Source organism: Viridibacterium curvum (assembly GCF_039544165.1).
GTDB classification, from domain to species: Bacteria; Pseudomonadota; Gammaproteobacteria; order Burkholderiales; family Rhodocyclaceae; genus Viridibacterium; species Viridibacterium curvum.
This window is the reverse complement of the sequence record NZ_BAABLD010000001.1, coordinates 180,527-197,093: the sequence shown is the minus strand read 5'-3', so window position 1 is coordinate 197,093 and position 16,567 is coordinate 180,527. Positions and strand designations below refer to the sequence as shown.

Below are 16,567 nucleotides of genomic sequence, written 5' to 3'. Positions count from 1 at the left end.
GGTTTCTCCTGAAAATCAATCTCTTGGGTCAGTGTTCAGACCACCGGGAACGCGCTGGGGGCCTGCGGAAAGCCGCCGATTCTAGCGTTTTCTGCTGCAAATTCAAAGCCCCCCGACCAACTCAGGCCAAAGCCTCGTAAAGGGGCAAGGTCAGGAACTCCGGGTAATCCTCGGCCAGCGACATGGTCTCGAAGATGCCGGCCGCCTGTTCGTAAGTGTCCGTAGGTTCGCCCTGGGCCGCCACGGTTGCCTTTACCTTGAAGAGCTCCTCGCCGATCAGGCTGCGCACCAGCCCGGCCGTCACTTTGCGGCCATCGTCAAGCACGCCCTTGGGCGAGCGCACCCACTGCCAGACCTGAGAACGGCTGATCTCGGCCGTCGCCGCGTCTTCCATGAGATTGTGGATGGGCACACAGCCATTGCCGGCCAGCCAGGAGCCGAGATAGTGGATCCCCACGTTGATGTTGTTGCGCAGGCCGGCCTCGGTAATGGGTGTCTCAGGCGCGAAATTCAACAGGTCAGCGGCGCCATAGCTCACATCGTCACGCTGCTTGCCCCACTGGTTGGGTTTGTCGCCGAGTACTTTGATGAACTCTTCCATGGCGATGGACACGAGGCCCGGGTGGGCCACCCAGCCGCCATCAAAACCGTCATTGGCATCGCGCGTCTTGTCGCTACGGATGCCCGCCAGAGCCTTCTCATTGGCGACGGGATCGCTCTTGATCGGGATCAGTGCACTCATGCCACCAATCGCTGGCGCGCCACGCTTGTGACATGCCTTGACGAGGCTGAGCGCGTAGGCGCGCATGAAGGGTGAGGTCATCGTGATGCTGCTGCGGTTGGCGAGGCAAAAGTCCCTGTCGGTCTTGAACTTCTTGATGCAGGAGAAGATGTAGTCCCAGCGACCGGCATTGAGCCCCGCGCTGTGTTCGCGCAGCTCATAGAGAATCTCTTCCATCTCGAAAGCAGCGAGGATGGTCTCGATCAGCACGGTCGCCTTGATGGTGCCGCGAGGGATGCCGAGCTCATCCTGCGCCATGCAGAAGATGTCGTTCCACAAACGCGCTTCGAGATGGCTTTCCATCTTGGGCAGGTAGAAGAACGGCCCCGCGCCACGCGCGATCTGCTCCTTGGCGTTGTGGAACAGGAACAGCGCGAAATCGAAGATGCCACCAGAGACGCGTTGCCCATCGACAAGCACATGTTTCTCATCCAGATGCCAGCCGCGCGGCCGGACGATGAGCGTTGCAACCTTGTCGTTGAGCTTGTAGGACTTGCCATTCTGCTCAAGCGCGATCGTGCCGCGTACAGCATCCATCAGGTTGATCTGCCCCTGGATCTGGTTGAACCAGTTGGGCGTGTTGGAGTCCTCGAAGTCGGTCATGTACGAGTCCGCACCCGAGTTCAGCGCATTGATGATCATCTTGCGCTCGACCGGCCCGGTGATTTCGACGCGACGGCATTCCAGCGCCGTGGGGAGCGGCGCGATACGCCAGTCTCCCTCACGGATACTCCGCGTTTCGGCCAGAAAGTCGGGCCGCTCTCCAGCGTCAAGTGCCTTCTGGCGCGCCACGCGAGCCGCCAGCAAGGCCTGCCTGCGCGGCTCGAAGGCGCGGTGCAGCTTGGTCACCAGAGCCAAGGCTTCGGGGGTCAGGACCTTGTCAAATCCGGGGTGCAAAACACCCATCAACTGCAGACCTGCGGGAATATTGGGTGTGTTCATGGCTCGCTCCGGCTTCGTCCGACACGTACGGCGGACATATTTGTACTGCTGCAGCGCAATATAGCAAAACCCCTACCGCAGCAAATCAGTTGAAGCCCTCATCCGGGTGATAAGCAACATTCCCGATACGCATCCTCGCGCAACGCGTAGGGATGCTGTCACTCCGAGCGTCGGTGCTTGGGTTCGATCACATCCACCTCTTCGGGCGCCACAAACTCCAGTTCCAGGTCGATATAGCTGGAAACAGGCACGCCCTGACGACGCCCGGGCAGATAGCGCGTGGCTTCGAACATACGACGCAAGCTGACCAGGAACTCACGATCACGCGGGTCTAGCCGCAGCGGGTGCACCGCCTGCACGGTGCCGCTTTCATCAACGTACAGACGGACCCGCATGGCGGTCTGCGAGGGATTCGCACCGGGCAGGGAGTCATAGTCCGGCGCGGATACCGGCACCGGCGTGTACTCAAGCTGATCGGCCGGCAGATACTGCGCCAGCGCAGAAGGCGCCCCCGCACTCCAGACCGCTGCTGCAGGGCCCGGCAAGGATTCACCCTGTGTGACCCCAACCCATGGCATTCGCCCCAGGCCGGCGTCTTGCGGTGTCGGCACGACAGGCCCGCCCAGCATGGGGGGCGCCCACAATGCAGAAGCCCCGCCCGAGGGCGAGGCTTCCGTTCTCAACAGTCTGGCTTGCAAGGCTACGCGAGGTCGCCCTCCCGCACCGGCCCCGTTCGGGCTGCCGTCAGCCCGTGACCCGACTTGCGCCAAAGCCCACAACAACCCTGCATGCGCTACACATGACAGCAGCAGGGCTGCGCACAACGACGGGGCTGGCAAACGCTTCCATCTCATCAATCGACGGCAGGAACCTCACGCCAGTTGAGGCGGCGCAGACCGGCACCAGAACCAAACTCACCCTTGACGCTGGTCACGGTTGCTGTCGTATCACCCACCAGCAATCTGATCTTGCCGCCCACATTGATGAAGGCCAGGTTGGTCGAGAGACCCTTGATCCAGCCAGACGACACGACCGCGTTGCCGCTGGCGTCTCTCAACACACTCTTGCCCGTACCCAAGGCAAGAGCCAGCACCAAGTGGTCCCCGTTCATGTCGCAAATCTCGCCACTCGGACGATCAACCGGCACCGCGATGATGCCCGTATTGGCCGTCATCTCGGTAATGACCCTCGGGGCATAGACAAAACCCGAAGACGAGGTGCTGGAACTGGAGCTGCTCGACGACGAAGACGACGTTGATGTACTGCTCGACGACGCTGCACTGCTGGACGACGAGCCGATGTATGTAGTCGTCAGGTCGATGTACCAGCCCTTGTCACTGGCAGGCGAGCTCCCGATCCCCGTCAGCAGATTCGTATTTTTCGTCAGATCCGAAGGCTTCAAAACCGACGAGATTGGCTTGTTGAATTCGCCGAAGCTCTGCTTGCCATCGATCATGGCGTACAGGCTCTGGATCTGGTTCGCCGTAATGTCGGAATCAGCCAGCAGACGCCCCGTACCCACGATGACATAGCGCTTCAGCGTCTGCGGATCCACTTCGACCATCGGGCGCACAGTAATCGACTGACGCGACGCTGTGCCTGAAGCCGCCACGGCGACAGAGCTTGCCGCGGACGATGCCGACGAAGACGATACCGAAGAGCCCGTCGTCCCCGAATTGCTCAGCTCGGCGAACTTCTCGGCTGTGAACGTCCCCGTACCGGAGATGTCGACACGCCAGACATTGCCCTTCAGGTCTCCGGCATAGACCGCATCCCCCGTGAAGTCGGAGTAGTCAGGAACAAAGACGGTCTGACCCGAAAGATTCAGCGGCTCGGTCGCGGTATCACTCACCTGCACGGTTTCCAGCAGGGCGCCCGTCACCGGATTGATGAAGAAGAAGTACCCCTTACCATCCGAGTTGTTGTATCCGGAGGTCACGACCACAGTCCAGCCGTACTTCTTGGTCTTCACCACGGAGGCGGAACCGTAGGAGTAACCCATGCGGGCAACCGTAGTCGTGTCGGACGGAGACGGGAACTCCCACATGACCTTGCCCTTCACCGCAGCCTCGGAAGTCCAGTCGGCCGGATTCGTGATGTCCAGCGCGTAGTAGCCCTTACCTCCCTTGCCCAACCCACCAATCAGGATGCTGCGCCAGTCATCCTCGGTCGGAACCGCATTCGGCGTGGTGCCGACGCGTTTGACATCAATATCGAAGTACTGCGGAGTGGCATCCACCAGGAAGTGGTGCGAGAAGGATGTTGCCGAGCCCAGTGAGGCGAGGCCCGTGGAAGGAGCGGACGACGATGTACCGCCACTGCCGTTGTAGGTAAAGCTGGGGACATAAGCGAAAAGCTCGTATCCGCACTTGCCTCCAGAACTACATGAAGAGCTGGATGAGCTTGAAGTTGATGAGCTGCTGGCGCTGGAGACCTGACCGTCAAAGGCGTGCAACATGCCATCGTTGGCGCCGGCGTACACAACGGTGATGCGATCCTTGTACTTGCGCTTGAAGCCCGTATAGCCCGGATTCGTCGTCTCGAAGTACGGATAGTTCGGCGCGCCGACAGCCATCGATTGCGATCCGACGATGTCTCCCAGCAGATGCTGACGATAGCGGAAGATCTTCGAAGAACTGGAAGAGCTCGCTGCGCTTGAAGCCGAGCTGGCTGCGCTGGACGAAGCGCTGCTCTGTTCCTTCGAGCGATCACCACGCAGGTAGTTGACGTAGTCCGCCTGAGTGTAGGAAGCCGCACCAACCCCGGAAACGCTGGAGAACGAAGCATAGTTGGTACGACTGAATGAGGTACCCGCAAGGTCAGCCGCCTGGAACGGAATGCCTGCCCCCGCGTTGTCGCAGCAAGTCACAATGATGCGACTCGTCGGACTGCGACTGTTCAGCGCATCACGCGCATCCCACTTGGTCGAGTAGGTCGGCTGGCCGGTCGAACTGTCATAAGTCACAGTCGAGGCCTGCAGCTGACCGGTCCACCCAGTCGGGGTGTAGTTGGTCGAATAGCTCACCGAACCCGTGCTCTGGCGCGGCGAGGTCGCCGTGAAAGCCGTACTGACAGTAGTGCTTGCTTCTGCTGCCATCTTGGAGAAGGCATCGTTGAGGCTCTTGACCATTGCCGTGCCCTGATCGGCCACGAAGTAGTTGTCAGGCCTCTTGTCCGACCCCACAAGATCGGTCGTGTGATACCACCAGGATTCCTGTGCTGTCCCCCAAGCGGTCGGGCTCGTCGGATAGGCAACGTAGTTCTCCGGCACGGTAAAGCCGCCGTACTTCGCCATCAGGTAATAAACGTTCTTCGATTCGTAGGTCTGATTCTCCTTGACGTCCAGCCAGTAACTGGAAACCGTCTGAGAACCGCTCAGGTCGGGGCGGATGTCATTGGTATGCATGTGGTAAGCCATACCCGCAATGAACCAGGTGTCGTTGCGACCACCCTTGTACGAGGTGCCGAGCGTACCCTTACCTTCAAGAGCGCCGACCATATTGGTAGCTTTCGTTATGTCGATGTCCTTGTCCGCAGACACAGAACCCGGCATGGCAGGCTGCCCACCCAAGAGCGTGGAGGTATAGAGGTTGCCGTCAAGCCAGGTGTAAATATCACCGATACCCAGAATGAAGTTCTTCTGGCAGGCATGTTCAATCGGGTCATCCCACGAAGTAATGACGGGAAAGCCATCCACCCAGCGCTTCAGGTTCGCCAGACTGCCCGCGCCGGTCAGACTGGTGTACTCAGGCACATTCCCCTTGTTGCGGTAATAGCGGGACGCGGCGTAATACAGCTCGCTCACCGGGTCGTACGATTTGTAGTTTCCGGTCTCAACCGTGCCGAACTTGTTGAGATAGTTCAGAACACCACTGTTACTGATCGTGAATGCATAACCTGCAGCGGCAGTTGCCGAAGTAGTGCTGGAAGCGTCAGTCGGATCAGGGTTCTTGACGTATGTGCCGTCAGTCTCACTCCATTCCGTCGCGCTATTGGTTACCGAGGTAGAACCTGACACCGGCTTCTGCGGGCCGACGTACTTCATCCGGGCACGCATGACCCCACCGTCTCGGGTTGAGCTGTCGTCATTCAGGTAACCGAATGCCGAGTAACGCAACTTCATCGCGTACTTCTGCATCAGCCCTTCTGGCTTGTAATTGCTGCCGTACTTGACGCAATTCGACTCCAGCGCCAACCCGCTGGATGTATCGCAAACCTTGACCCGAATCCACACACGGTACTTCGCTGCCGTGCTGGGATACTTTGGATCGCTAGCCCCCAAAGCAGCGTTGTGACCGTTGTAGTCGGTCACCGTCGCGCCGCCCGGTTTGAAGAAATAAACAGCCCAACCCGTGCCTGCATTGGCCTGCATACGGACGGTCCCCCACGCAGACGGGAAAGGCGTAGCGGAAGTAATGCCCGACGTGATGTCCTTGTCAGGAAAATAGCCCGCCCCCTGACCCGAATGACGTGTCTTCTGGATGATTGTTGAAGCCGCCGTATCGTCGAGCGAGTAGGTGCCACGTGCCCCGCCTGTCAAAGCCCAGCGATACACGTCGAGCGTCTGCATCGTCGCCCAGTTGAGATAATTCCCACTCCAGAGCGGCAGAGTGCTCGACTGCGTGCAACCGAATGTGCTGCTCACGGCAGTGCGGGGTGTGAAGTAGCTCGCTTCAGGCGTCGTGGAGTTGTAGATGTACTCGTAGCACTTGTACGGATCAAAATATCCGACATAGGGTGACACCACTGCACCCGCAGAACTCGCCGAGCTGCTGGTCGTGTAGGCAATCGAGCTGAAATATGCCGGCGTGCTGGCGGTCGGAAACTCCACCGACAGCGCCAGGATCAGGTTGCCAGGCACCGCAACCGTGGAGAAGACGGGCACATCGGCCAGATCTACCGCGGTCTGCGCCTGTACGGTGCCGCTCCAGCAGGACGCAGCTGTCAGCAAGGCAGCACCAAAACCACGCATCAAGGATGCGAGGCGATTGCTGAGTCGGGGATTGCTCATTTCAACACTCCTTTACCAGCACGCGGATTGGGCTGGTACTGCACGGACTAAAGTGCCACGTTGGACTGGAGATAGGCCACCGTTCCGCGGGGGCCGATAACACGAACAGAAATGCGGTAGATAGCGTTGGATTCAGAGCCTGCGCGCTTGTTGCCCAGGTAGTCAGAACCACCCGTCGCGGAAGTGGCCGCCGCAGACATCGAACAATTGGTCTCAACTGCCTCACCCACGCTCGTACACAAACGGTCAATGAGGTAACGAATCGTGACACTGGAATTTGTATCGACGATATCGTTCGAAACTGTCCCCACTGTCGCGAAAGTCGTGTCGTCGCCCAGCAACTGAAGGGGAATGCCTTTGGCATCAGTCGCCAATCGAACCGCTGAATAATTGCTGGCTTTGACAGAGTTCTGGCGAGTAGCGGCGTCGACCAGCGTAGTCGTCTTGAGCATCGTCCAGACGCTTTGCATGCCACGCTCGCCCTGATTGACGAGGTCCCGCTTGAAAGCCATGTTGCCGGACAGCGCCAACGTCGAATCAAAAGACCGTAGCAATGCCATGCCGGAGAACAACAGGATCAGCATCGCAACCAATGCGATGATGATCGTGATGCCACGCTGCGTGCCAGCACGACGGACACGCGCCGCAGGGGCCAGAGTCTTGGGGATTGTTTTCATGGCTCGCCTCTTGGGGGTCCTCAGAGCATGTTCCGCAAGGGGATGGTTGCTTCGATAACGCGATACCTATAGGCACGCTCGGCATCGGTCAGACAACGGGTAAAGATCAGATCACCCGTCTTGGAGGCCGCGCAAGTTCCGGCGCTCGACGACGAACTGGATGCCCCACTGCTTGCAGCAGAAGACGCCGACGATGCCGACGATGCCGAATACGTCGCCAAGTCCTTGAACATTTGCACCTGGTTCTCTGCAACAAAGACCCCCGCAGCCGCGTCAGTCCTCTCTGGCAGAGATGTGCGCAGGATCAGCCCAACCCTGACCGCCTTGATCCGGCGAATGGAATCAGAAGCCTTTTCATTCCCTGCCATGAGATTCGCGATCGTGTAATCCCCAGTGGTGACGTCCGGCGCAACCCACTGATCTATCGTTCCATCACCCGATGTATCGATACCGTAACGCGCATGCATTTCAAAAACGCCGTCTGCAACCGGTACGAGGGGGTCAGTCGTGGTCCGGATCAGGTCATACGAATACAAGGTGTTGTTGTCACCAACACCAAGCAACGCGAATGTTGGTGGATTGCCGTTCTTGACGTTGCCAAGGTTGAACACACCGGACTGATCTGAGTAATTTGTAATCGTGGCAGTGCCGATGGTTCCACCGTAATAGTCACCGCCCAAGTTGAGCGTCGTCCCGCTGGGAGTCCCACTAGCCACCTGCTGAATCATGCAGTCCTGGCGAACACCGGTCGACTTGCCTTGCGCGTCGGCAATCATGACGACATCGTTCGCTGCGAAGTCGATCACATTGCCCAACAGCAGAGACGACGCGGTAGGGAAATTGCTGAAATTGGTTGCCACCTGCGCCCCGCCACTCGCCCCTGCCATGATGACCAAGACGTCCGACTGCCCCCCGCTGATGGACGGAGTAGTGCCGCCGGGAATAATCAACACCGGAGCTAGACGAAAGAGGCCTTTGGTACCCGTGCCGGAATCCAGTGCAGCGAATGGCGCAGGCAAGGTAGACGGCACAGGCAAAACCTGGCCAGCGGCATTCTTGCTGTAAACAGCGCAGCCAAATGGGTATGCGGTCGGAAAACCGCTAATGGTCACACCGGACGAGTAACCAGAGCCGGCACTGCGAAGCAGCTTCTCAACCACATACATGCTGTAGTTGCCCGACTGGTTGATGTCATTGACCGACGTTGTGGTGCGCTTGCGCCCTTCAGAGGCGGACAGCACGGCAAAAATCGCCAAGGACACCACAACGCCGATGATCATCGCCACCAGCAACTCAATGAGAGTCATACCGGCATGACGCCCACGCACAGTACCGAAGGGATGAATGTGGGCATTCATGAGGGGATCACCACTTTGGTCGTAAACACACTGTTGACGCCGGCCGGCTTCACCACACCGGTAGTACAACCGCTACTGGCAGAAGAGGCTGCCGTGCTGGCCGCGGCAGAGGCATTCTCTGCGCGATTGATCGCTGTCCAGACGACAGTGACCTCCGTGTTGCCGCAACTGTCTTTTGTGACCAAACCTTGGGCCGAAGGCAGTTTGCTGGCAGCAATGCGTGCCTGCCAGCCAGCCGTGCTGGCCGTCACGGAATTCTGTGCCCACATTTCCGCCACCATCTCGTTGGCAAGCATCGCGGCGAGGGCGCGGTCTTCGGAATTGACGGAAATCTGCGAGGCGCGTGCCTGGAGCGCCACCATGCCGAGAATGCCGACAGAGAACAAGAGAATGGCAATCAACGCCTCAAGCAAGGCAACACCTGCTTGCTTACCCGTAGAAACCGGGGGCCAATTACTCGCTCGGGTCTTCCTGGAAGCAATGATATTCAATGACATTTCGCCTCTCCTAGCAGCCATCGGGCTTGGTCGCTGAAAGCGTCTTAGACGGATCGCACATGCGCACCTGCCCGGCAAGGGAGACAGTCACACGCAAAGGACGGTCTGCACCGGTTCGCGAAATATCGAACTGCGCAGGCGCCGTGGCGCCAGGCACAGCGCATGAGAGAGCCAAGCCATCTATCGTGTTCGCCGTGTTCGCCGCGAGACGCCCCATTGTGTTGAAACACAGCATGGCGTTGGTGGCCTTGACGGTTACATCCAGCTGACGACCAATCGTCTCGCCCTTGACGAAGTAACTGCCGCCGATCGACGCCGCATTAGCCTGCTCGGTTGTCGATACGACACGCAACATCCAGTACCTTCCCGCCGCGTTCGCCACAACGGAAGCCACGTTCGCCGCAACCGGCTGGGTCTCTGTCAGAACGAAAGCCACCTGGTGATTGCGCCGAAGCGCTTCGGCCTGAGCCTTGCGCAGATCATTCTGCAGCGCCTCAGCAGCACTCCGCACGCGCGAATTGGCAATCCACGCTGCGAGCTCCGGTCCCGCCAAGGCAGCCAGCAAGGCCATGATGGCCACCACCACGATGAGTTCGACCAGCGAAAATCCGCGCTGGATACGCCTCCTCAACATGTGCCGCCCTTTGTCGTAATCCAGCAATTCAACGGTGAACCCACCGAGGCAGTGCCCCACTTCACCGGCAGGCCCGTCGTTGTGCGGGACCCGTTCTGATCAATGCGGAATTCAAATCCGGCACTGATGCCGGTGCCATTCGCAATCAGCACAAAATTCGTTGCATCAGGCTGGCCTGTGCCGCCCGCACCATTGCATGACACAGTGAAACCTGACCTGGCAATCCTTGCGTTGATGACCGATAGCTGAGAGCAAGGCCAAATCCCCGTGGTCACAGCATTGCCGTAGGTGCGATTGTCCTGATAGCTCTGCTCCAGCCGTGTTGCCAAGCCCGACAACTCGTTGGTTGCATCGATCAGGCGACCCCGGGTCACGTAATCCTGATATGCCGGAATGGCGAAGGCCGCGAGAATGCCGATGATCGCGACGACGATCATGATCTCGATGAGCGTGAAACCGGATTGGCGAGCGAAGGGCGCACCGCGGGTTGCGCGGCGACAGAGTGACTGCAGCGTCATTTGATCCACCTTTTCCGCAAGATCCACAAGGCCCAAACCCTGTGGATTCGCTGTTTTATGTGTTCCGGAGTATAGCCGTCCGACTTTCTGCTGCCCGGACCACCGGACAGACGCTGATTGTCGGCTTATCAGCGCAACTTTTCCGACGACTAGAACGACAAGCGGTGTCTTCGGAGCGTTTCAAGGGTTTCCGTCAGCCCCACAGCCGCCGGTACCCAGCTTTTCTATAACACGTTCACAACTGCTTCTTAGGCAGCAAATTCGGCAAATGTGACACAGATCCCAATATCATTGGACAAAAGGTCGCTTATCCACCGTGAGCGGCACTGCGGAATTTGGCGACAATCCGCCGGGCTGCCAAACAGCTTTTGGCGCCTCACTTCACGGCTCCTCATCGATGGCGGGGCAAAGATGGTCTGCAAGGCAGAATCATCATAGTAAACAACCGGCTTTATGGGTACGGAAGCAGGCACTGGATACGGCGGGTTTTCCGTTGATCGCGCCACGGGTTGCATGTAGAATCCGCGCTCCTCGCTGCTGTAGCTCAGTCGGTAGAGCAACTGATTCGTAATCAGTAGGTCACCAGTTCGATTCCGGTCAGCAGCACCAGACAAAGAACGCCAAGGGTTTTACCCTTGGCGTTTTTCCTTTGCGCCCTGTCTTTTAGGCCCTGTCTTACTGCCGCAATTCTGCCGCCGGATTGCAGCCTGCCAGCCAGTCCTGATCGCTGGCGCGCAGCGGATTGATGTCCAGACCGCCGCGCCGGGTGTAGCGCGCCCATACGGCCAGCCGCGCCGGCGCACATTGGCGCTGTATGTCGGTGTAGATGCGCTCTACGCATTGCTCATGGAACTCGTTGTGCTGGCGGAACGAGACGAGGTAGCGCAGCAGCCCTTCCCTGTCGATGGCGGCGCCGCTGTAGCGCACGGCCAACATGCCCCAGTCCGGCTGGCCGGTCACCAGGCAGTTGGACTTGAGCAGGTGGGAGTACAAGGTTTCGTCGGCCACGGTTTGCACAGCGTCGGGCCGCAGCAGCTGCGGTTGCGGCGAATAGCGGTCGATGGCGACATCCAGATCGTCGAGGCAGATGCCGTCCGGCACGGCAAAGTTGCGGCTCGCCTCTCGTATATCCACCAACTGAACCTGCACGGCCCCACCTGCGGCGGCACTTAAATCGCGTGCAATTCGTGTCTGCACCTCGGTCAGGCCGTCGACGACGGTCTGGTTGAAGCTGTTGAGGTAGAGCTTGAGCGATTTGGACTCAACGAGGCGCGGCGTCGTGGCGGGGACCTGAAACTCAGCCAAGGCCACGACGGGCTTGCCGCGTGGGTTGAGCCAGGAGAGCTCATAGGCATTCCACAGGTCGTAACCCACGAAAGGCAGCGCTGCATCAAGGATGCCGAGCTCCGTGCGCTTCTCGCTGCGCGGGATGGGAAACAGCAGATCCGGCGCGTAGGTCTCGCGATAGGCCGTCGCTTTGCCCAGCGGTGAGAGGCTGGCGCTGTCGTTGCTCATTTCTGCTCCAGGCGACGCAGGTGGCCGAGGATGGGCTGCAACAGCGCGGCACCCATGATCTTGCTGCGTGCGCCGTTCCAGCCGGTGCGCGCATCGGGCGCGTCGGCGTTGTCCTTGAAGGGCATCTCCAGCGTCAGCGCAACGCAGTTGAACTGGTGCGCCACCCATTTCGACGCCAGCGTCAGCAGCTCTTCGTCGAAACGGTTGTCAGCGTAGCCGTTGGCGGTCTGGAAGTCGGGGCTGGCGAGCTTGAGTTCATCGAGGAAGACCGCTTGCAGCTTCTGGTTGCGCTCACCGTAGCTGGGCACCATGTGGCTGCCGTCGATGAAGACGTAGGGCAGCGTCTCGTCGCCGTGCAGGTCGATAAACAGGTCGACGCCACTGTCGAGCATGGCTTGCCGCACACACAGGACTTCGGGGCTGCGCTCGGGTGTCGGCGTCATCCACTCGCGGTTGAGGTTGGCACCTGCCGCGTTGCTGCGCAGGTTGCCGAGAAAGCTGCCGTCCGGATTGACGTTGGGCACCAGATGCACACAGGCGCGCTGCAGGACTTCTCGCGCATGCGGATTGGCGTTGTCGAGCAAGGCGTCGAGCAAGCCCTCGGCGCACCATTCCGCCATCGACTCGCCCGGATGCTGGCGCGCGATGATCCACACCTTGCGTGCAGCGTCGGGGTTGCCGATGCGCAGCAAGTCGATACTACGGCCCTGCACGCTGTTGCCTAGCTGCAGCAACTGCACGCGCTCGTCGCTCGCGGCACGGCCCAACAGGTCGGCATGCCGCTCCTGCGAAAAAGGCTCGAAGTACGCCAGCCACAGCACATCAGCCGGCATGGTCAGTTCGATGCTCAATGCACGACCGTCGTAGAAAGTGTCGGCTATACGGGACCAGTCCTGTCTATCCACGCTCGCCGCGCATTGATAGCCGTTCCAGCCATCGGCGTAGCTGGATTCGCCCGCGTTCTCGATGACGAGGCGCAGCCGCTGCCCTGCTGGCGCCTGTAGGCGGAAGTGGAACCACTGGAAGAAATCGGCGTTGCTGTCGTGGCGGATGCGCAGACGCAGGTTGAGCGGATCGGCCAGCGAGACCACCTCGATGTTGCCGCTGTCGAACTGCTGGGTGATCTGTACTGCTGTCATTGCTGTGCTTCCCTGCGAAAAACCCACTCCGTGTCGGTCGAAACCGCTGGCGTGAAGGCATAGCCCTCGACCTTGAACGCCTTGAGCTGCGCCACATCCTCGACGCGCTGCTCGATGGCATAACGACTCATCAGGCCACGCGCACGCTTGGCGAAGAAGCTGATGATCTTGTAGCTGCCGCCCTTCTCCTCCTGGAACACCGGCGTGATCACCGGCCCCTTGAGCTTCTTCGGTCGCACGGACTTGAAATACTCCTCCGACGCCAGATTGACCAACACCTCGCCCTTCTTCAACTCGGCATTCAACGCCTCGGTGATCTGGTCACCCCAGAAAGCGTAGAGGTCGCGCCCCAGCGGATTCTGCAGCCGCGTGCCCATCTCCAGGCGGTAAGCCTGCATCAGGTCCAGCGGACGCAGCAAGCCATACAACCCGGAGAGAATGCGCAGGTGCTTCTGCGCCCATTTGAAATCCTCCTCGGCCAGCGAGGCGGCGTTCAAACCCTCGTACACGTCACCATTGAAGGCCAGCACGGCTTGGCGTGCATTCTTCCTGGTGAATGGCGGCGACCACTCGGCATAGCGTGTCACGTTGAGCACGGCGAGCTTGTCGGAAATATCCATCAGCTGGCCGACCTCGGCCGGGGTCAGCTCGCGCAGCACGTCAATGAGCTCGGCCGAGCGATCAAGGAAAGCAGGTTGCGTATGCGGCAGCTTGGGGACGGGGGATTCGAAATCCAGGGATTTGGCGGGGGAGATGACGATCTTCATTAACGCGGTTCGCAATAGCGCTGGCAGGCTTATTATCGCACTCCTGCCCAACACCGACGCGCTGTTCATGTCCCTGCTCGACCGTTCCCTCGCTGCCGTCTGGCATCCTTGCACGCAGATGAAGCAGCACGAGCAACAGCCACTGATTGCGATTGCACGCGGCGAAGGCCCCTGGCTGTTCGACTCGGACGGCAAGCGCTACCTTGATGCCGTCAGCTCCTGGTGGGTCAACCTGTTCGGCCACTGCAACGCCCACATCAACCAGCGCCTGCGAGAGCAGCTCGAAAAGCTTGAGCACGTGATGCTCGCCGGTTTCACACATGAGCCCGTGGTACGGCTCTCTGAAAAATTGTCCGCCCTCACTGGCGGCGCGCTGGGTCACGCGTTCTACGCTTCGGACGGCGCCTCCGCCACCGAGATCGCGCTGAAGATGAGCCTGCACTACTGGCGCAACAGCGGTCGAGGCAGCAAGGATCGCTTCGTCTGTCTTGCCGGTAGTTACCACGGCGAAACCGTAGGCGCGCTTGCTGTCACCGACATCGCGCTGTTCCGCGATGCGTATGCGCCGCTGGTGCGCGCTGCCGACACCGTACCCTCACCCGATGCCCGCACTGCCGAAGCGGGTGAAAGCGCCGTCGATGTTGCGCGCCGCGCTGCAGCCATTCTCGAAGCCTGGCTCATCGACAACCACGAGCGCACGGCCGCGCTTATCGTCGAACCCCTCGTGCAATGCGCGACCGGCATGGCGATGTACGACCCGGAATACCTGCGCCTCGCCCGCGCCCTGTGCGACAAGTACGAAGTGCATCTCATCGCCGACGAGATTGCAGTCGGCTGCGGACGCACCGGCACTTTCTTCGCCTGCGAGCAAAGCGGCATCTGGCCTGACTTCATCTGCCTGTCGAAAGGTATCTCGGGCGGCTACCTGCCACTGTCACTGGTGCTCAGTCGAGACAGCATCTACCAGGCCTTCTATGCCGACGACGTCTCCCGCGGTTTTCTCCACTCGCACTCCTACACCGGCAACCCGCTGGCCTGCACAGCCGCACTCGCGACGCTGGAGATTTTCGAGCACGAGAATGTGCTGGCACGCAATGCCGAACGTGCTGCATCGATGCGCGCCGCTGCGCAGCCACTCGCCGAGCACCCTTGCGTGAAGCACCTGCGCCAGCAAGGCATGATCCTGGCGTTCGACGTCTCGGGCGCATCGTCCGGCTTTGCCCGCCGTTATGGCGACGCCGCGCGCGAAGCCGGGGTGTTGCTGCGCCCCATCGGCAACACCGTGTATTGGATGCCGCCTTATGTGCTGGATGAGGCGGAGTTTTCTTTGCTTGGCAAGGTCAGCCTGGACGCGCTGCAGGTTTCCCTGTGATCGCAGGCCGTTACAACTTGCAACACATGCAGTGTCATCGTCCGGCAAACCTGTCGCGTTGATGGAAGCGTCCGGGGACTTCCCGGCCTTACACCGCAAAGGAAGCAAGATGAACAAGTTTCTGTCGACCCTGATTGCCAGCGCCTTCCTGACCACCGCCGCTTTCGCGGCCGATGCCCCGAAGCCCGTCGCCGCAACCACACCCGCAGCCGCACCTGCCGCAGCCCCCGTCGCAGCAACCGCTGCCGCACCGCAGACCAAGCACGTCAAGAAAGTGGCCAAGCATCACGCCAAGAAGTCTGCCGCCAAGACTGCCGCTCCCGCAGCCAAGTAATACGCATCCGTCAGGCATGCCACAACGCACGGTCTCGGCCGTGCGTTGTCGTTTGGGCGTCGAAGCATCCGGTCAGGCGCGCACGCGCAATCAGCGCGCGCTGGCCACAAGGCTCTGACGCAAGGTCGTGCCATTGATGACACGTGTCAGCTTGTCAGCGTATGCCGGATCGGTGGCGTAGCCTGCTGACTGCAGCGCGCGGGCAAAACCAGACGCGCTGTCCTGCCCCGCCACGCTGGCGTAGCGCGGTGCGTTCTGCATCAGCTGTGCGTAGTCGGCGAATGATTCGGCATAGGACGAATACGCGCGGAAACGTTCGGTACGCGTCACAGCCTGGCCGTTTTCGTACTCGGTGGTCTGTGCATCGACCGTTGCGCCCTGCCAGTCCTTGCCGGCCTTGATGTTGAACAGGTTGTAGCTCGGCTGGCCATCCGCACGGCGAATTTCTGCCTTGCCCCAACCCGTTTCGAGCGCCGCCTGCCCAATCAGGAAATGCGGCGGCACGTCGAGCTTGTGCGCGGCGTCTTGCGCCTGTGGCCACAAGGCGTCGACGAATTGCTGTGGCGTCCCCGCTCCGGCTGCCTGCGCATTCGCCGTCGCGCCCGTCGCAGCAGGTGTCCAGTGCGGCAGGGACATTGACGTCGGTGTTTGTGTGGATGGCTGCGCCTGACGTGTTGTCGGCATGCGCAGTGTCATCGGCTCGGTATCCGTCTCGCTGCTGAGGGCCTGCTGCATCAGCTGACGCTCCAGCGCTGCGGCCAGACCGATGCCACCCTTGTGCGCCATCACAGCAGCCAGCTGCTGATCGCTGAGGCCCTGGTAGAAACGCGTGGCATCACTGTTGAACATGCCGTCCTGCGGCACCGATTCGCGCATGGTCTTCAGCACCATCTGCAGGAACAGCGCCTCGAACTGCTTGGCCGTCGCCTTGATCGCTTCGGGCGACTGATCCTTCGCGGCGGTCTTGAGCGTCGCGAGACTGGAGGGATCGAAGATATTGACCGGATCGAGCATCGTCGCAG

14 protein-coding genes and 1 tRNA gene are annotated in these 16,567 nt (G+C 60.2%); 3 read left to right on the top strand and 12 right to left on the bottom strand.

The features are described from left to right. Positions 1-121: 121 nt before the first annotated feature. The 8 genes from aceB to ABEA02_RS00915 form a co-directional block, all read right to left on the bottom strand. A complete protein-coding gene (gene aceB / locus ABEA02_RS00950) occupies positions 122-1,723 on the bottom strand; it encodes a malate synthase A (RefSeq protein ID WP_345530940.1) in 1,602 nt (533 codons plus the stop codon). 158 nt (positions 1,724-1,881) lie between these two features. After that, on the bottom strand, positions 1,882-2,352 hold the full coding sequence (locus ABEA02_RS00945; RefSeq protein WP_345530939.1) for a hypothetical protein: 471 nt from the start codon (positions 2,350-2,352) through the stop codon (positions 1,882-1,884). A 224-nt stretch (positions 2,353-2,576) separates the two neighbouring features. Continuing rightward, a complete protein-coding gene (locus ABEA02_RS00940; protein ID WP_345530938.1) occupies positions 2,577-6,734 on the bottom strand; it encodes a pilus assembly protein in 4,158 nt (1,385 codons plus the stop codon). 47 nt (positions 6,735-6,781) lie between these two features. After that, positions 6,782-7,411, bottom strand: a complete 630-nt coding sequence (locus ABEA02_RS00935; protein ID WP_345530937.1) for a pilus assembly PilX family protein — start codon at positions 7,409-7,411, stop codon at positions 6,782-6,784. 20 nt (positions 7,412-7,431) lie between these two features. Beyond that, positions 7,432-8,769: a PilW family protein gene (locus ABEA02_RS00930; protein WP_345530936.1), complete on the bottom strand. Its 1,338-nt coding sequence runs from the start codon at positions 8,767-8,769 to the stop codon at positions 7,432-7,434. Then, complete coding sequence (gene pilV, locus ABEA02_RS00925) at positions 8,766-9,266, bottom strand: type IV pilus modification protein PilV (protein ID WP_345530935.1); 501 nt, start codon at positions 9,264-9,266, stop codon at positions 8,766-8,768. The genes ABEA02_RS00930 and pilV overlap by 4 nt, the downstream gene beginning before the upstream one ends. Positions 9,267-9,276: 10 nt before the next feature. Further along, on the bottom strand, positions 9,277-9,900 hold the full coding sequence (locus tag ABEA02_RS00920) for a pilus assembly FimT family protein (RefSeq protein ID WP_345530934.1): 624 nt from the start codon (positions 9,898-9,900) through the stop codon (positions 9,277-9,279). Beyond that, on the bottom strand, positions 9,894-10,445 hold the full coding sequence (locus ABEA02_RS00915; RefSeq protein ID WP_345530933.1) for a type IV pilin protein: 552 nt from the start codon (positions 10,443-10,445) through the stop codon (positions 9,894-9,896). The genes ABEA02_RS00920 and ABEA02_RS00915 overlap by 7 nt, the downstream gene beginning before the upstream one ends. 506 nt (positions 10,446-10,951) lie before the next feature. On the opposite strand from ABEA02_RS00915, the gene ABEA02_RS00910 reads away from it, so the two are divergent. Next, positions 10,952-11,027: transfer RNA gene (locus ABEA02_RS00910), tRNA-Thr, on the top strand. Between the two features lie 66 nt (positions 11,028-11,093). Here the strand turns inward: ABEA02_RS00910 and queF are convergent. The 3 genes from queF to yaaA are packed head-to-tail and all read right to left on the bottom strand — an operon-like array spanning position 11,094 to position 13,839. Next, positions 11,094-11,933, bottom strand: coding sequence for an NADPH-dependent 7-cyano-7-deazaguanine reductase QueF (gene queF / locus ABEA02_RS00905; protein WP_345530932.1), 840 nt, complete (start codon positions 11,931-11,933; stop codon positions 11,094-11,096). Further along, a complete protein-coding gene (locus ABEA02_RS00900; protein WP_345530931.1) occupies positions 11,930-13,072 on the bottom strand; it encodes a M14 family metallopeptidase in 1,143 nt (380 codons plus the stop codon). Before ABEA02_RS00900 ends, queF begins: the two co-directional genes overlap by 4 nt. Continuing rightward, positions 13,069-13,839 carry a peroxide stress protein YaaA gene (yaaA, locus tag ABEA02_RS00895; RefSeq protein WP_345530930.1) on the bottom strand — a complete coding sequence of 257 codons (771 nt, stop codon included), beginning with the start codon at positions 13,837-13,839 and terminating at the stop codon, positions 13,069-13,071. The genes ABEA02_RS00900 and yaaA overlap by 4 nt, the downstream gene beginning before the upstream one ends. A gap of 67 nt (positions 13,840-13,906) precedes the next feature. Here yaaA and bioA point away from each other — a divergent pair, with 67 nt between their 5' ends. Together bioA and ABEA02_RS00885 are read left to right on the top strand one after the other, a co-directional pair. After that, a complete protein-coding gene (gene bioA / locus ABEA02_RS00890) occupies positions 13,907-15,211 on the top strand; it encodes an adenosylmethionine--8-amino-7-oxononanoate transaminase (RefSeq protein ID WP_345530976.1) in 1,305 nt (434 codons plus the stop codon). Positions 15,212-15,320: 109 nt separating this feature from the next. Next, entirely contained in the window at positions 15,321-15,545 is a 225-nt protein-coding gene (locus tag ABEA02_RS00885; protein ID WP_345530929.1) for a hypothetical protein, read from the top strand. 90 nt (positions 15,546-15,635) lie between these two features. Here ABEA02_RS00885 and flgJ read toward each other — a convergent pair whose 3' ends face one another. Further along, entirely contained in the window at positions 15,636-16,559 is a 924-nt protein-coding gene (gene flgJ / locus ABEA02_RS00880; protein ID WP_345530928.1) for a flagellar assembly peptidoglycan hydrolase FlgJ, read from the bottom strand. Positions 16,560-16,567 lie beyond the last annotated feature (8 nt).

Bases quoted from the DNA above. Each gene is read 5' to 3' on its own strand.
- yaaA (WP_345530930.1), bottom strand. From the start codon at position 13,839: ATGAAGATCGTCATCTCCCCCGCCAAATCCCTGGATTTCGAATCCCCC.
- aceB (WP_345530940.1), bottom strand. From the start codon at position 1,723: ATGAACACACCCAATATTCCCGCAGGTCTGCAGTTGATGGGTGTTTTG.
- bioA (WP_345530976.1), top strand. From the start codon at position 13,907: ATGTCCCTGCTCGACCGTTCCCTCGCTGCCGTCTGGCATCCTTGCACG.
- ABEA02_RS00900 (WP_345530931.1), bottom strand. From the start codon at position 13,072: ATGACAGCAGTACAGATCACCCAGCAGTTCGACAGCGGCAACATCGAG.
- ABEA02_RS00945 (WP_345530939.1), bottom strand. From the start codon at position 2,352: ATGCTGGGCGGGCCTGTCGTGCCGACACCGCAAGACGCCGGCCTGGGG.
- ABEA02_RS00935 (WP_345530937.1), bottom strand. From the start codon at position 7,411: ATGAAAACAATCCCCAAGACTCTGGCCCCTGCGGCGCGTGTCCGTCGT.
- ABEA02_RS00920 (WP_345530934.1), bottom strand. From the start codon at position 9,900: ATGTTGAGGAGGCGTATCCAGCGCGGATTTTCGCTGGTCGAACTCATC.
- queF (WP_345530932.1), bottom strand. From the start codon at position 11,933: ATGAGCAACGACAGCGCCAGCCTCTCACCGCTGGGCAAAGCGACGGCC.
- pilV (WP_345530935.1), bottom strand. From the start codon at position 9,266: ATGTCATTGAATATCATTGCTTCCAGGAAGACCCGAGCGAGTAATTGG.
- flgJ (WP_345530928.1), bottom strand. From the start codon at position 16,559: ATGCTCGATCCGGTCAATATCTTCGATCCCTCCAGTCTCGCGACGCTC.
- ABEA02_RS00940 (WP_345530938.1), bottom strand. From the start codon at position 6,734: ATGAGCAATCCCCGACTCAGCAATCGCCTCGCATCCTTGATGCGTGGT.
- ABEA02_RS00930 (WP_345530936.1), bottom strand. From the start codon at position 8,769: ATGAATGCCCACATTCATCCCTTCGGTACTGTGCGTGGGCGTCATGCC.
- ABEA02_RS00885 (WP_345530929.1), top strand. From the start codon at position 15,321: ATGAACAAGTTTCTGTCGACCCTGATTGCCAGCGCCTTCCTGACCACC.